The sequence below is a fragment of the Psychrilyobacter sp. genome, from assembly GCF_049671765.1.
GTDB lineage: Bacteria > Fusobacteriota > Fusobacteriia > Fusobacteriales > Fusobacteriaceae > Psychrilyobacter.
Genome location: NZ_JBATVM010000008.1, coordinates 1 through 14,303 on the forward strand (window position 1 = coordinate 1; position 14,303 = coordinate 14,303).

At 28.0% G+C, this 14,303-nt stretch carries 19 protein-coding genes; 6 read left to right on the plus strand and 13 right to left on the minus strand.

Annotated elements, in window-relative coordinates:
- From WBG30_RS00385 to nusB, 5 genes are all read left to right on the plus strand, one after another.
- On the plus strand, positions 1–406 hold a 406-nt coding region (locus WBG30_RS00385; protein ID WP_424502662.1), incomplete at its 5' end, for a PTS mannose transporter subunit IIAB.
- A 290-nt stretch (positions 407–696) separates the two neighbouring features.
- On the plus strand, positions 697–1,062 hold the full coding sequence (locus tag WBG30_RS00390; protein ID WP_424502663.1) for an Asp23/Gls24 family envelope stress response protein: 366 nt from the start codon (positions 697–699) through the stop codon (positions 1,060–1,062).
- Positions 1,063–1,113: 51 nt separating this feature from the next.
- Entirely contained in the window at positions 1,114–1,632 is a 519-nt protein-coding gene (gene amaP / locus WBG30_RS00395) for an alkaline shock response membrane anchor protein AmaP (RefSeq protein WP_424502664.1), read from the plus strand.
- 2 nt (positions 1,633–1,634) lie between these two features.
- Positions 1,635–1,847 carry a DUF2273 domain-containing protein gene (locus tag WBG30_RS00400; protein WP_424502665.1) on the plus strand — a complete coding sequence of 71 codons (213 nt, stop codon included), beginning with the start codon at positions 1,635–1,637 and terminating at the stop codon, positions 1,845–1,847.
- 12 nt (positions 1,848–1,859) lie between these two features.
- Positions 1,860–2,309, plus strand: coding sequence for a transcription antitermination factor NusB (gene nusB / locus WBG30_RS00405; RefSeq protein ID WP_424502666.1), 450 nt, complete (start codon positions 1,860–1,862; stop codon positions 2,307–2,309).
- A 45-nt stretch (positions 2,310–2,354) separates the two neighbouring features.
- Here nusB and WBG30_RS00410 read toward each other — a convergent pair whose 3' ends face one another.
- From WBG30_RS00410 to WBG30_RS00470, 13 genes are all read right to left on the minus strand, one after another.
- Positions 2,355–3,230 (minus strand): aldo/keto reductase, encoded by an 876-nt coding sequence (locus tag WBG30_RS00410; protein ID WP_424502667.1) that lies wholly within the window; start codon positions 3,228–3,230, stop codon positions 2,355–2,357.
- Positions 3,231–3,339: 109 nt separating this feature from the next.
- The gene (locus WBG30_RS00415) at positions 3,340–5,019 is read right to left on the minus strand and encodes an ATP-binding protein (protein WP_424502668.1); all 1,680 of its coding nucleotides are present in this window, start codon (positions 5,017–5,019) and stop codon (positions 3,340–3,342) included.
- A gap of 79 nt (positions 5,020–5,098) precedes the next feature.
- A complete protein-coding gene (locus tag WBG30_RS00420) occupies positions 5,099–5,443 on the minus strand; it encodes an ArsR/SmtB family transcription factor (RefSeq protein ID WP_424502669.1) in 345 nt (114 codons plus the stop codon).
- A 2-nt stretch (positions 5,444–5,445) separates the two neighbouring features.
- The gene (locus WBG30_RS00425; RefSeq protein ID WP_424502670.1) at positions 5,446–5,940 is read right to left on the minus strand and encodes a hypothetical protein; all 495 of its coding nucleotides are present in this window, start codon (positions 5,938–5,940) and stop codon (positions 5,446–5,448) included.
- A gap of 140 nt (positions 5,941–6,080) precedes the next feature.
- On the minus strand, positions 6,081–7,097 hold the full coding sequence (gene glpX, locus WBG30_RS00430; RefSeq protein ID WP_424502671.1) for a class II fructose-bisphosphatase: 1,017 nt from the start codon (positions 7,095–7,097) through the stop codon (positions 6,081–6,083).
- Positions 7,097–7,387: an FtsB family cell division protein gene (locus WBG30_RS00435; protein ID WP_424502672.1), complete on the minus strand. Its 291-nt coding sequence runs from the start codon at positions 7,385–7,387 to the stop codon at positions 7,097–7,099. The genes glpX and WBG30_RS00435 overlap by 1 nt, the downstream gene beginning before the upstream one ends.
- Complete coding sequence (locus WBG30_RS00440; protein WP_424502673.1) at positions 7,384–8,220, minus strand: DUF368 domain-containing protein; 837 nt, start codon at positions 8,218–8,220, stop codon at positions 7,384–7,386. The genes WBG30_RS00435 and WBG30_RS00440 overlap by 4 nt, the downstream gene beginning before the upstream one ends.
- A complete protein-coding gene (nrdR, locus tag WBG30_RS00445) occupies positions 8,213–8,668 on the minus strand; it encodes a transcriptional regulator NrdR (protein WP_424502674.1) in 456 nt (151 codons plus the stop codon). The genes WBG30_RS00440 and nrdR overlap by 8 nt, the downstream gene beginning before the upstream one ends.
- 3 nt (positions 8,669–8,671) lie before the next feature.
- Positions 8,672–9,136 (minus strand): PTS sugar transporter subunit IIA, encoded by a 465-nt coding sequence (locus WBG30_RS00450; protein ID WP_424502675.1) that lies wholly within the window; start codon positions 9,134–9,136, stop codon positions 8,672–8,674.
- 9 nt (positions 9,137–9,145) lie between these two features.
- Positions 9,146–9,835, minus strand: a complete 690-nt coding sequence (gene recO, locus WBG30_RS00455) for a DNA repair protein RecO (RefSeq protein WP_424502676.1) — start codon at positions 9,833–9,835, stop codon at positions 9,146–9,148.
- Entirely contained in the window at positions 9,816–10,391 is a 576-nt protein-coding gene (locus tag WBG30_RS00460) for a LolA family protein (RefSeq protein WP_424502677.1), read from the minus strand. The genes recO and WBG30_RS00460 overlap by 20 nt, the downstream gene beginning before the upstream one ends.
- Before the next feature lie 4 nt (positions 10,392–10,395).
- Entirely contained in the window at positions 10,396–11,193 is a 798-nt protein-coding gene (gene mreC, locus WBG30_RS00465; RefSeq protein ID WP_424502678.1) for a rod shape-determining protein MreC, read from the minus strand.
- Complete coding sequence (locus WBG30_RS00470; protein WP_424502679.1) at positions 11,194–12,306, minus strand: M20/M25/M40 family metallo-hydrolase; 1,113 nt, start codon at positions 12,304–12,306, stop codon at positions 11,194–11,196.
- 221 nt (positions 12,307–12,527) lie between these two features.
- Between WBG30_RS00470 and WBG30_RS00475 the strand changes: the two genes are divergently transcribed.
- A complete protein-coding gene (locus WBG30_RS00475) occupies positions 12,528–14,240 on the plus strand; it encodes an O-antigen ligase family protein (protein ID WP_424502680.1) in 1,713 nt (570 codons plus the stop codon).
- Positions 14,241–14,303: the final 63 nt, after the last annotated feature.

Sequence of the window (14,303 nt, forward strand, 5' to 3'; positions counted from 1 at the left end):
AATTATAAGTGGTCATGGGAATTTTGCAAAAGGTTTTGAAAAAACTATTGAGTTAGTTATTGGAAAACAAAAAAAATTAAATTTCATTAACTTTACAGAAGAAAAAACACCATTAGATTTAGAAAAGGAATTTAAAAATGCGATTAAGAATATAGATTTAAAAGAAATACTGTTTTTAACGGATATTATTGGAGGAACACCATTTATAACTGCTGCTTTAATGGCCAACGAAAGCATAAAAGTAATCTCTGGATGTAATTTGGCTATGATTATAGAAGCTATTAATTTAAGAGATGATCAAGATTTAGATAGTTCTATTCATGAAATAATGGAATCAGCAATTGAAGGGATTGAATTATTTCAACCTAATATCATTAGTGACTCAATTGGAGAAGATGGGATATAAAATTTTATTTACTCTTCTTATTTTTTAACTAATAAAAATTCCAAAGACCTAGACTTAAAAATCTAGGTCTTTGTTTATCTATCTCCACCCATCCTTGATAGATATTTGAACTATATCTTTTTTTAGTACTCTTAATAAAGGAAATAGTTCATATCCTCCTTTTTCATCGAAATAATAAAATTAAAATTTAATTTAGTATATATTAAGAAAAAATATAGGAAATGACAAAAAAAATGATATACTATAGATGTAACGGTTTATAAGTGCAAGATAATTTTGGAGGTGGACAGATGTCTGAATTAGGAAATATTAAAATAGCTGATGACGTAGTAAAGGTAATAGCGGCAAAAGCAACAATAGAAGTAGATGGAATCTACAAGATGACAAGTGGAGTAACAGATGAAGTGAACAAGATCTTGGGTATCAATAAGATGACTAAGGGAGTAAAGGTTGAAGTAGGAGAAAAAGAGTGTAGTGTAGATGTACATATAGTTGTAGAATATGGTTTTCTAATCCCAATAGTAGCTACAAATGTACAGGAAAATATAATTAAGAATATTACGGAATTAACAGGTCTTAGAGTTGTAGAAGTAAATGTTTATATTCAAGATGTTAAGGTAAAAGAAGCTTCAAAAGAAGAAGTAATATTAGACTAGAGGCGTTATACGCCTCTTATGTTTTTAAGGCTTAAATTTGGGGGAATAGATATGTTTATGAAATTTATTTTTGGAATAGCTTGGATCGGGATCTTTGTCTTAGCTATACTCGGAATATATATAGGGATGTTTCCGGCATACTTAGAGATATTAGATTTTAGTAGCCTGATAACTAGAGGTTCTGTAGCAGGAGTTTCTCTTGTTTATCTATTATTGTTTGTGGAAAAATTAATTAATCTTTTTGAAAGACCAAAAGAATTAAGAATGAAAACTCCTAATGGAATGTTGAAAATATCTTCGAATTCCGTAAATAATATAGTAAAAGAAGTGGTAGGAGAGCATCCAAAAGTTAGAAATTTAAAAGTGAAAAATAAAACTAATGGAAAAAAATTGAAAATTTTTGTATCTATTGATATAATGTCTAGTCAGTCCCTTTCAGAGGACCTTAATTTAATTCAACAAGATATCAAGGATAGAATTGAAAATTATTTAGATTTGAGTATTACAGAAGTTGAACTTAGAGTAACTAAGTTAATGAAAGATAAATCTAGTAATGGAAGAGGTGATTAATAATGTTAGAGGAATTGATAGAAAGAGTAGCAATAAATAGTAAAAAATATATAGGTGGACTGATGGGATTTGCTTTTGGCTATATCTTTATAACCCGTGGGATCATACCTATGATAGTAGTCATGCTAACAACTTTATTAGGAATTATCTTTGGAGATAAGGAAAATATTAAAAAGCTAAAAAAAATATTGATCAATAGATTAAAAGAAGAATAGGAAGGGAAAATTATGAGTAGAAAGATCGCAAGAGAAGAGTTATTCAAACTTTTGTTTGAAGCTGACATGAACAAAGTAACACCGTTAGAAAGACTAGAAAAATTTTTAGAAGATGGGAATAGAAGGGTAGAAATATCTGAAGATGAAGAAGCTTCTAATAACGTTGAAGAACTAGTTTTGACTAAAACAGAAGTGGAATTTATTAAAGAATTCGCAGTAGGAATAGACAAACATTATGGAACTATTAACCAAGAAATTGCTGAAAAGATGAATGAATGGTCGATAGAAACTGTAGGAAATGTAGAAAGATCATTACTTAGATTTGGTGTATATGAATTGATGTACGAAGAAACTGGTTTTGAAATTGTATTAAATGAAATTATTGAATTAGCTAAAATTTATGGCGATGCAACATCACATGAATTTGTAAATGGAGTATTAGCTAAGTTCGTAAAGAAGTAAAATAAAAGCAGAAATTAGATAATTCTAATTTCTGCTTTTATTTTATTATCTATTACTTAATTTTTTGATTAATTTTATGTTTTCTTCCAAATTTTTAACCTTTGTAGTACTAACTAGGATAGATTTAAGTGACTTTTGTTGCATAACATATTCAAAAGCACTCTCTATCAAAGGTTTATTAGGAGATTTTAAGGCATCAATTCTATCAAAAGTTTCTTTGTCATGAAATAAGTCATTAAATTTTCTTATATCCATCTTGGCAAATTTATATCCTTTTTTAACTTTTTCCGATAGTAATCCTTGTGCTAAAGTACTATAAGATATATACCCAATGTCATTATTTTGACAAAAAGGTAATATATCTTTTTCATCACTGGTTTGTAGCATATTATATTGATTTTGAATACTGCTAATTTCACACAAATTAGACGCTTGTTTGAGATCTTCTAATTTAAAATTGGAAACTCCTACACCTTTTATTATATTCTGTTCTTTTAACTCGTTGAGAGTCTCAAATACTGTCTCTAAGGATGTTTTGTTATCTAAGTGATGTATTTGATAGAGATCGAGGTAGTCTGTCTTTAAACGTTTCAAAGTAGCCTCAATTTCAAACAGAATTGAATCTCTGGATATATCATGGGTAACGTGACCCCATTCATTCCATCGAAGACCAAATTTACTGGCTATAACTACATCTTTACGAATACTTTTTGTAATATCTCCTAATATCTCCTCTGATTTCCCAAATCCATAGATTGGTGCAGTATCAAAAAAATTTATACCTAGTTCGATGCTTTTTTCCAGAGTTTTAATAGCTTCCTCTTGATTGACATCTTTCCATCCATGTTTAGATAGAGCCCAACAGCCAAATCCCAAAAGGGATATTTCTTTATCTATATTTTTAATCTTATTGTATTTCATCTTTTACCTCTTTTTCTATTTAATCTTTTTTGTCGAGAATTATATTAACTGTATAGTACGGGTAATTCATGAATTACCCCTTCATGTCTTAATTTTTAATTTAACCTTTTTAGATCTCCCTATATGCAGGTAGTTTAATAATAAAAGTAGTTCCTTGATCCTTTATAGAATCTACTCCTAAACTTCCTCTATTTAGGTGGATAAATTCTTTTGTGATTATAAGTCCTAAACCAGTACCTTTTTCATTTTCTGTTCCTGGAGTAGTCAGATGCTGATCTAGTTTAAATAGCTTAGACTGGATATCTAAATTCATTCCTACTCCGTTATCCTTAATATATATATATATATATTTCTCTTTTTGTTCACTATAAAGTTCAATTTTTCCATGATAAGGAGTAAATTTTATTGCATTAGACAAAATATTACGAAAAACAGCATCTATCATATTTTTATCAACCCAAATAAAATGTTTATCTGAGATATTATTTGAAAATTTAATGTTTTTAGACTCTAAATTTAATTTTAAAATTTGGTATGCTGAAGCAGTGAGATCATTTACCTTAACTTTCATAGGAGAAGATATTACATGTCCTCTTTGTATTTTAGACCATTCTAATAAATTGATCAAAAGTGCATTTATTCCCTGTATAGAATCATTAAGAGAATAGATTAATTTTTTCTTTTTTACTTCACCATAAGAATCATATTTTCTAGTTAAAATGCTAAAAATCCCAGTAATCCCAGTAAAAGGACTCTTTAGGTCGTGGGCCAATATAGATATAAATTTATCTTTAGTTTTACTATTTTCTATTAATTTTTGATTTTGTAATTCTAATTTATTTTCATAAAATTTACGTTTATTGGTTTCTTTTAAAATAACCCAGATAGTAATAGAAAGCATCAAAAAAATAAATATACTAAGTAGTTTATACTCATCTAAAAAATGTTTTCTCATGGCATTTATTTCAGATTTAGGGACTTTAATAATCAATCTCCAAGTAGAATCTGTGTTTTTATCAAACTCTAATTGAGGTAAAAGTTCCTTAAGGTCTATGGTGTCAAAAGTATATAAAATGTCTTTACTAAGGATAGAACCACTGGTTGAATTCATAGGTAAAAGATCTTCTTTTTCTAAAATTTTTATTTTTTTTGATCTATCGATTTGATTATTTTTATCTAAACTAAACCAATAAAAATCTCCTTTTGATATTAAATTTATTGATATATATTTATTTAAGATATTATCAATATAAGCTTGTTTTCCATAGAGGGAGATAGTCCCTAGGGGTACACCGTCATTTCCATAGATAGGAGCCATGATATTGACTATAAAATAATTTTTATAACTTCCTAATTTAGAAAATGTAATTTTTTTAGGATCTTTAGTGGAAAGCTTCTCAGGAAATCTAAGATATTTATTGTTATAATACTCTTCAATTATTACATGATTTCTATTATTTTTAATGTATCCTGCAAAATATTTATTTTTAATTTTCAGGTAACTTTTTAAATAATCATGATTTTCTTTCAAATTAGATTTTTCATATAGAAGTGATCTAAGCTGAGGAGTTTCAGATAAAAATTGTACATCATCTATATAGTCATTAAATTCCCTTTCAATATCTTTTTTTATTAAACTTAAAAGCATTTTTTTCTCAGATTTCATTTTAACTATATTTTGAGATACATTCAATTGATATAAAAAAGAGGTAAATATAAAGAGTGGAATCAAGCTTCCACCTAGTAAAAGTAGGTAAGTCTTTAATGTTTTATTTTTAGATTTAGTCATTTCACCTTCTCCTCGATATTGAATTTATACTATATTAGCACATTTAGTACAAAAACTCAACGTTTTAGTGAAGATTAAATTAGTGATTATGATGTTCTAATCCCTGCAAAATTATATTTTTAACATGATTATCATTAAGGGAATAATATACGATTTTACCATCTTTTCTATTTTTAAGGACTCTATTTTCCCTTAAGATCTTAAGTTGGTGGGAGATGGAGGAGTGGGTCATGTTCAAAGTAGTTGCAATATCGCATACACACATCTCACTATCTAAAAGGATAGTAATAATTTTAAACCTTGTTCCGTCTCCTAAAATCTTAAAAAATTTAGCAGTTTGATCTAGAGAAGAATTTTTTTCCAATTTTATTTTTGCTTCATCCACTTTAGATTGATTAATTGAAATACACTTACATATATCCATAATTAATCCTTTATAATTGAAAAATTATCGGCAACGATCTCTTTGATAACAGATGTAAACTCTAATTTGTTGTTCATAATAAGGGGTAGGATAATTTGTTTTTTATCATGGGTAATGATATCTAAACAAGCTTCTAGCTTTTTACTTTTAGGAGCTACCATCTTACGAAGTTCAACTAATTTTACTTTATCTAATTCTATAATAAATTGTTTATTAACTAATTTTTTATTGGTCACATCGATTTCTATCTTATAGGCATGAGACATCTTTAAATTATAAAGACCAAATAAAACCATTAAGAGAGCTAAAATATAACCTATTGGATTACCTCCATTTGTTTTAAGTACCCAAAGTTGGAATCCTCCAATTAGAGTTATTGGGATTCCTGTTCCTAGCCAGACTATTTTTTTTGTGAAGTTTAGTCCATATTTATACTTATCTTTTAATACTATATTTGTGTTGTTTAATTTTTTAATAAAATCATCATAAAATAACATATTTTTTTCTCCTTATATTTTTAGATATTAATTGAATGTTCATATTATTATAAGTATTTAAAACCATTAGTAGGTTTAATTACTATGAAATGTTAGATATTAATATAGAGTGTAGAAATTATCTACACTCTATAAAAAGCTTACTTTATAAGTTCTTTTAACTCCGGATCTTTAAAATCTAAGTTATGAACTGAATTGATGTATCTGATTGTTTTAGTTTTTCCTCTGATTAATAGAGTTTGAGTTCTAGCTATATTTTTCTTTCGACTTACTCCTGTTAAAAGATCTCCATCGGTGATTCCTGTAGCAGCAAAGATAACCTCGTCATCTTTAACTAAGTCATCGATAGTAAAAACATCAGAAATATCTATTCCCATCTCTTCGCATCTAGACTTTTCAAAATTAGAAATCTTGTCATTTTCTAAAGATATCCCCTTTACTTCACTTCTTAATTTTAATTTAGCTTGCATATCTCCACCAAGAGCTTTGATAACTGCCGCTGAGATAACACCTTCAGGTGCTCCTCCAATTCCATATAACATATCTGCATCAGAATCAATAATAGCAGTTAATATAGAACCAGCTACATCTCCATCAGGAATAGCAAATATTCTAACTCCCATCTTTTGTAGATCTTTGATAATCTTATGGTGTCTAGGTTTATCTAAAATAACCATAACTAGTTCATCTAAAGATTTATTTAGAGCTTTAGCGACATTATAAACATTATCTAAAATTGGTAAAGTAAGGTCAATGGCTCCACGAGCATCAGGTCCTACAATTAATTTTTCCATATACATATCTGGTGCTTTTAAAAAACTACCTTTATTTCCGATAGCCATAACTGCTAATGCATTTCCTTGACCTTGGGCAGTCATACGAGTACCTTCTACAGGATCTACAGCGATATCTACAGCGATATCCATATCTTTTCTTAGACCAACTTTTTCACCGATATATAACATAGGTGCTTCATCAATTTCACCTTCTCCAATAACGATCTCTCCATTGATATGGATTTTATTTAACATAGTTCTCATAGCGTCGACGGCTGATTGATCTGCGGCTTCTTTATCACCTCTACCGACCCATTGGTGTGCTGCTAATGCTGCTGCCTCAGTTACCCTTGCAAATTCAATAGCTAGTTCTCTTTTCATTAATCTTGTTCCTCCTCATATATAACTCTATAGATAGTTTCGTTCTTTTTCTTCATAGCTAGTTTATCTCTTGCAAATTTTTCTATATAATACAGATTATTAAAATTATTTAATTGGTGACTAATATCTTCCATTTCACGATGTAATTCTTTAGACTGAATAGTTGTAGTTTTTAGTTCGTTTTGAAGATGATCTAGAGTCCGATATCCACGATAAATTCTTGGGATATAGAGAAAAATTCCCAATATTCCAAGAACAATAAATATAAATTCTCCATTAATTTTTTTCATTCTTTATTACCCTCTAATTTTTTCATTAATTTAACTATATATATTCCTAGACTAAAAATTATAATATTTGTAATACTATTAGATAAGGTTAAAGTAAAACCAGGCCAGATCTCCACAAGGGAAGCTACAATAAGTCCAATTATAAAATATAGAGTATTATCTCTATGGGATTTTAGAAGCTTGTCTATAATTCTAGCAAAACCGACAATACCTATGATTGTACCGATACCTACTAAGGCAACAGGAATTATCATCCTATTATTTACAAAACCTAGGATATTGTAGTATTCTCCTAACATAACTAGTAAAAGAGATCCAGAAATTCCAGGAATGACCATAGCTCCTCCAGCCAAAGTTCCAGCCAGGATTAATTTTATGGTATATCCTCCTGTCAATATGTATACTTTACTAGAAGTGTCTCCATTACCATAGAATGATTGAAAAACAGTAAAAGTAGTCATTAGAAGTAATCCAAATAAAAACCATAGTTTTCCAGGTTTATTAATTATTTTGCTTTCTCTATGAGTTAAAACTAAAGGTAATGATGCGACTATTAGTCCTAAGAAGAAAAAGCTAGTACCTTCTTTATAATTTGCATATAGAAAGCCTATTATCTTTGCAAATGCAAGGAGACCAATAATAACTCCTACAAAAATTTGTGATAAAAATTTAATAGATTCAATTTTTTTGTTTTTAGAAGTAGTAAAAAATTCACCTATAGATTCTGTAAGTTTTTCATAAACACCTAAAAGAAGAGCTACTGTTCCACCAGAAACTCCAGGGATAATATTTGCTATTCCGATGAGAGCACCACTGATTATATTTTTAATCACTATCAACCATCCCCTCAATTTCTTTGACAAAAGATTTTACATCTGAAAAATCTTTATATACAGAGGCGAATCGAATATATGCGATTTCATCTAATTTTTTTAATTTTTCCATAACTAATTCACCTAATTGAGTACTCTCTATTTCTAAATGATTAGTTTTTCTAATAGTATCTTCAACTTCTCCTACAAATCTTTCTAAAGCTTCTAAATTTACATTCCTTTTAATGACAGCTCTTTCAAGCCCCTTTAATAGTTTATCTCTATTAAAGACTTCTTTAATATTATTTTTTTTTATTACAAAAATAGGAATAGGCTCTATTTTTTCGTAAGTAGTAAATCTTTTACAACAAACGACACATTCCCGTCTTCTTTTTATAGAGTTATCTATGCTATAAGGTCTGCTATCAATAACTTTAGTATCCATAGCTCCACAATAAGGACATTCCATAATTTACCCCTCTTCTGAACTTATGATATTTAAAATTTCTTTTGGCTCAGTTGCATTTATCAGTTTATTTCTAAAATTCTCATCTCTTATCAATCTTGAAATTCTAGCTAGGATTTTAAGGTATACAATGCTATCACTGAGTGGGGAAGCAAATACAAAGAATAACTTAACATCTTGATTGTCTAAAGATTCAAAGTTAATTCCATCATTACATCTTCCAAAAGCAATAGTTAAATTTTTAGCAAAATCGGTTTTAGCATGAGGAATAGCGACCTCTTTACCTATTCCAGTACTTCCTAATTTTTCTCTTTCAATAAGAGCTAATTCAATAACTTTGGGGTCATCAATATTTTCTGATGCTCCTAGGAGTTGAGATAACTCAGAAAGAGCTTCTTTTTTATTTTTTGCTTTTAAATCAAGGGAAATCATATCCAAAGTTAGATAATCTGTTATTTTTGCAATATTCATTTGGTCCTCCTAAAAAAATTCTTTAAAATTTATTTTTAAATTTAAATGGTAATTCATATAATTTTCTAAAAGTGAAATTATCTTCTTAACATCACTTATAGAGGGGTTTAGAGAGATTATATCATTTATTTTTTCATCAAATAAGTGTACAATCATGATTTTTTGAGTTTTAGTTAATTTATTAGAGTTAGGTAAATTATTTATTATTGAATTTTCTATATCAAAATATAGTCCATCCTTTATATTAAACATAATCCCTTCTTCTTTAATAAGAAGAGCTAAAAAATAACCTAAAAGGAGATAATCCTTGATAGGTTTATTATTTTTATCCAAAAATCGAAAGGAATTTAAAAGTAATTTGTACAGACCTGTTCGTGTTTCATTTTCAACTAAGATAGAATTTAAAATCTCTAAAATATGGAAAGAGATATTTAATTTTTCCAGCTCTGTTCGAAGGGTAAAAAAAGTTTCATTTAGTTCAAAAGAACTCAAGATATAGTATTCATCTTTTTTATAAAAAATAAAGTTAGAGATTCCTAAGAGATCAGCTCCGTTAAGATGTTTTTTTTTTGATTTTCTAAGACCATTAATATTGATATTTATTTTTCCAAAATTTTTAGTAAATAATGTCAATGCTCGATCAGCTTCAGAGTGGTCGACTTTTTTTATTACTATACCATCAGTTTTTAATAATTTCATTGAAAGAAAAATCCTTTTTAGATATAGGTACATTTATTTTGACGTCTCTGATTATTAATTCTGAGACTTCAATATTTCTATCTAGTATTCTAACATGTGTTGGAAAATTAATCTCGTTTATTTTTGAAAAAGATTCAAATTTTATAGTTATTCCATCATTATAAACAATTTTTTGAATTTGGTTGTTAGATTTTATTATTTTAAAGTCTGTATTTTCACCATTAGATTTAAGGTCTTGAATAAATTTTAAAGTATAATTTTCATCTGCAGTTATTGTTTGTTCTATTGTTTGCTCTAAAAGTGGATAATAGATAGTTTTGTCAGTTCCATTATATAGATAGATTTCTCCTTTATTTATGGAAGGAGAAATCATTTTTTTTATAAGTTTATCTGGCAATTCTGCTAAGATTTCATATTCTTTTATTTTTGTTCGGTTATTCAAATGACTATTTTCAATGATTATAGCCTTAAAAGTATTAATTTTATTAAATTCATTTTTATCTTTAGCAAATAAACTTAAGCTAAATAAAAATAAATAAAGAATAATTTTTTTCATAGACTCACCTCTCTTTTTTTATGACCATAACATCTTTAAGATTAAATATGTTATAGGGTAATTTTACTGTTATTTGTTTAAACATCTCGTCATTATTGTCAATAGACATAATCTCTCCTAAAAAAAGGTTTTTTATATAGATATCACTGATACCAGAGGTAAATATTTTATCTCCTACTTGGGTATCTGAATCAGTAACGACATATTCTAAGTTAAGTATTTCATTTCCTTGTCCACTTAAAATTGAGAGAATATCTCCATTTCTATCAGTAGCACTAGTATAACTTTGATTAGAAGTTATTAATTCTACAATAGAATGATCATTAAATACTTCTTTGATCCTACCAACTACGCCTAAAGTAGAGGTAACAGCCATATTTTGTTTTATATTATCATTTTTTCCTTTATCAATAGATATAGTTTCATAGGGATTTAATGAATCAATATAGGAAATTTGTGCCACGATAATTTTATATTTAACTTTTTTCTTCATTTGGAGTATTTTTCTTAGGTGTTGATTTTCTTTTAATAAGTTTTTATTCTCAAAGAAAATATGTCTTTGTTTTTCTATAGTTAATTCTAAAGTCTCATTTTTTTTAGAGATCTCTTCGATATAAAAAAAAGTATTAAAGAAGTTTTGAATATTACTAGTGGTCTTATATATTTTCAATTTTAAAGGGAGTAGTAGATTATTGGTTTTAGTTATAAGAAGGTCAGACCGTGAAAAAGCAACAGTTATTAAAATAACTATAATTAAAGATAACCACCACTTTTGTTTAGTCTTTTTTTGTTTGAAATTCATCTATATTTTATTTACAATAGAAAGTAACAATTTTGTACATTCTACCATATCTTCGATTTTAATAAATTCTTCTTTGGTATGCACTTTACTCATACCTATCCCTAAGTTAATAGAAAGGATTCCTTTACCATTATAGATATTGGTATCACTTCCACCACCAGATTTAATAGGATTATATTCAACGTTTATATCTTTACAAGCTCCCTCTAAAACTTTTAAGATCTCACTACCTGCTTCAATTTTGAATCCATCATATCCCTTTACGATTGATTCTTTAAAATCTGCACCAAATTCTTTTGCGGTCTCACTAAAGATAGATTTAGTTTCAGATAACAGTTCATCTAGAACTTTGCCATCAAAACTTCTAGCTTCATACATCATAGTAACACTAGGCATAACAATATTTACAGCTGACCCTCCAATTACCACACCAATATTAGAAGTGGTATTTTCATCTACTCTACCCAATCTTAATTTAGTGATTGCATGGGATGCTACTACTAATGCATTGATTCCATTTTCAGGTTCTAAACCTGCATGAGCTGGTTTACCAATGATTTCAATCTTTCCTTTTGCTGCAAATGGTGCTTGTACAATAACAGTTCCAGGTTTACCACCTGAGTCTATGACAATTCCAAAATCAGGAGTATATTTTTCTATATTCATTGCCTGAGCACCTAAAAGGCCAATCTCTTCTGCAATTGAAAATACAACAATAATCTCAGGGTGATCTAAGTTATTTTCTTTTAATTGTTTAAGCATTTCTAGGATAGCTGCGATACCAGCTTTATCATCTCCTCCTAAAACAGAGGTACCATCGGATTTGATAATTCTATTTTCTATGATGGGAGTAATTTTATCACAAGGTAAAACAGTGTCCATATGAGCACTAAATAATATTTTCTTTTTATTAGAACCTTTAGCTTTTAAAAATCCGATAATATTACCGGCATTACCGTTACAACTTTCGCCTGCATTATCTTCGGTAACTTCAAGGCCAATTTTTTCTAATTCAGCTTTTACACAATCAGCCATAGCTCTCTCTTTTAAAGATGGTGATGGAATATTAATCATATCTAGAAAATTATCTACGATTCTTTTTTCATTTACCATGTTTTCCCCCTGAAATATTTAATGAATTTTATATTTTATCTAATGAAATTATATAATAAAAATTAGTAATTTGCAAAGGGTTATGGTGTTTTAATAATTATAATTTACTCATTTTAATAGAAAAATTATAAAAAAGGAAACTGACTGATATTTTATATAGAAATATTAACTAAATCGAGGTATACTTTTAAATAAAATCGATAAGTTAATTAGGAGGAGAGATGTTAAAAAAATTAAAATTACTACCATTGATAATTATATTGGGATTAGTCCCTATAATAGTGAGGTTAAAAATTATACCTACTCCAATAGGAAGTTTAGATTATATAGCTTTTCCACTAGGAGAGAATAATTTTGATTTTTTTTCCTACTATAAAGCAGTCTTTATTGTATCTTTGTCGACTATAGGACTTATACTTTTTTTTATAAAAGGTGAAATTATAAAAACAAAATATTATATCCCTTTGATATTTATGGGAATATTAGCTAATCTGTCTACAGTCTTTTCACCTTTTACATCTATAGTATTAAAAGGAGTAGGAGATAGATATGAGGGGATTTTTGTATGGTTATCATATTTAATAATAACTTTTTTAACTATTAATTTAGCAAGAACTAAAAAAAATATAAAGATACTCTTAGGAGCAGCCTTTGTAGGAGTTATTATAATATTAATAATAGGTAGTTTTCAATTTGTTGGATTAGATCTATTCAAGAGTAACTTTGGAAGGTATCTAATTCTACCTAAAGATCTTTGGGGAATAGCAGATACTTTGAACTTTAAATTTGATAAATATATTATCTATTCTACTTATTTTAATCCAAATTACGGTGGATCACTAATGGTTATGTTTTTATTCTTTGCTGCAATGATTTTTTTCAGTGTCAAGGGTAAGTTATATAATGTTTTAGCTTTTTTATTTTATATATTGATATATATAAATTGGTTAGGGTGTAGATCTAGGGCTGGATTCTTAGCAGGACAATTTACTTTATTATTTTTTATTTTCTTTTATAGGAAAAAAATCAAAGAAAAATCAAAAAAAATTATGTTACTCATAATCACATCTTTGATCATAGGTGTAATTATGAATGAATTTTCAGAAAATTCACTAGGGAAAAAATTATATGATGCAGAATTATCCAAATACAATCCTATGAGAGAGATGGTATTAAAATCTCCTAACGATTTAATGATTACAACAGATAAAGCTGTACTAAATATAATCTTAAAAGAAAAAAAGTTGATTTTTAAAGATGAGGTGGGAGAACTACTTCCTTTTGAGTTTATAGATAATAAATATAAATTTAACGATAATAGGTATGAAAAATTTGCGATAGAAAAAAAGGAAGTAGATTACTATAATGTTATCTATGATAAATTTACTTATCCTTTGATTTTGAGAAATAATGGTTTTAAAACCATTGGATTTCAGGGACGACTCAGTGATATCTATATGGCTGACAGAGTAAGATGGATGGATGGATATGAGACAAAGGGAAGTTCCAGGGTATATATATGGTCTAGAACTATCCCCAAATTAAAACAGACTGGATTTTTAGGAGGAGGACCCGATACTTATTCTTTAATCTTTCCCCAAGAGGATAACTTTGGGAAAAGGATAGCCTTTGGGAATCCAAGTATGATAGTGGATAAACCTCATAATTTATATTTACAGATCCTCATCAATATGGGATATTTATTTTTTATAGGTTTTGTAGTTTTTATTGGATCTTATCTAATTCAGTCTATAAAAATTTATAGAAACAGAGAATTTAATAGTTTTTATGAAGTTGTTGGTTTAGCTACAGCATTATCTATAAGTGGTTATCTAGCTGCAGGGATGTTCAATGACAGTGCAGTATCGGTAGCGCCATATTTTTGGTTTTTTATGGGATTAGGAATAGCTATAAATAAAAAGCTGGAAGGGTAACCCTTCCAGCTTTTTATCTGTCTATATACAATGTCAAGTTGCCTTATTTTATTGGTCTTTTTG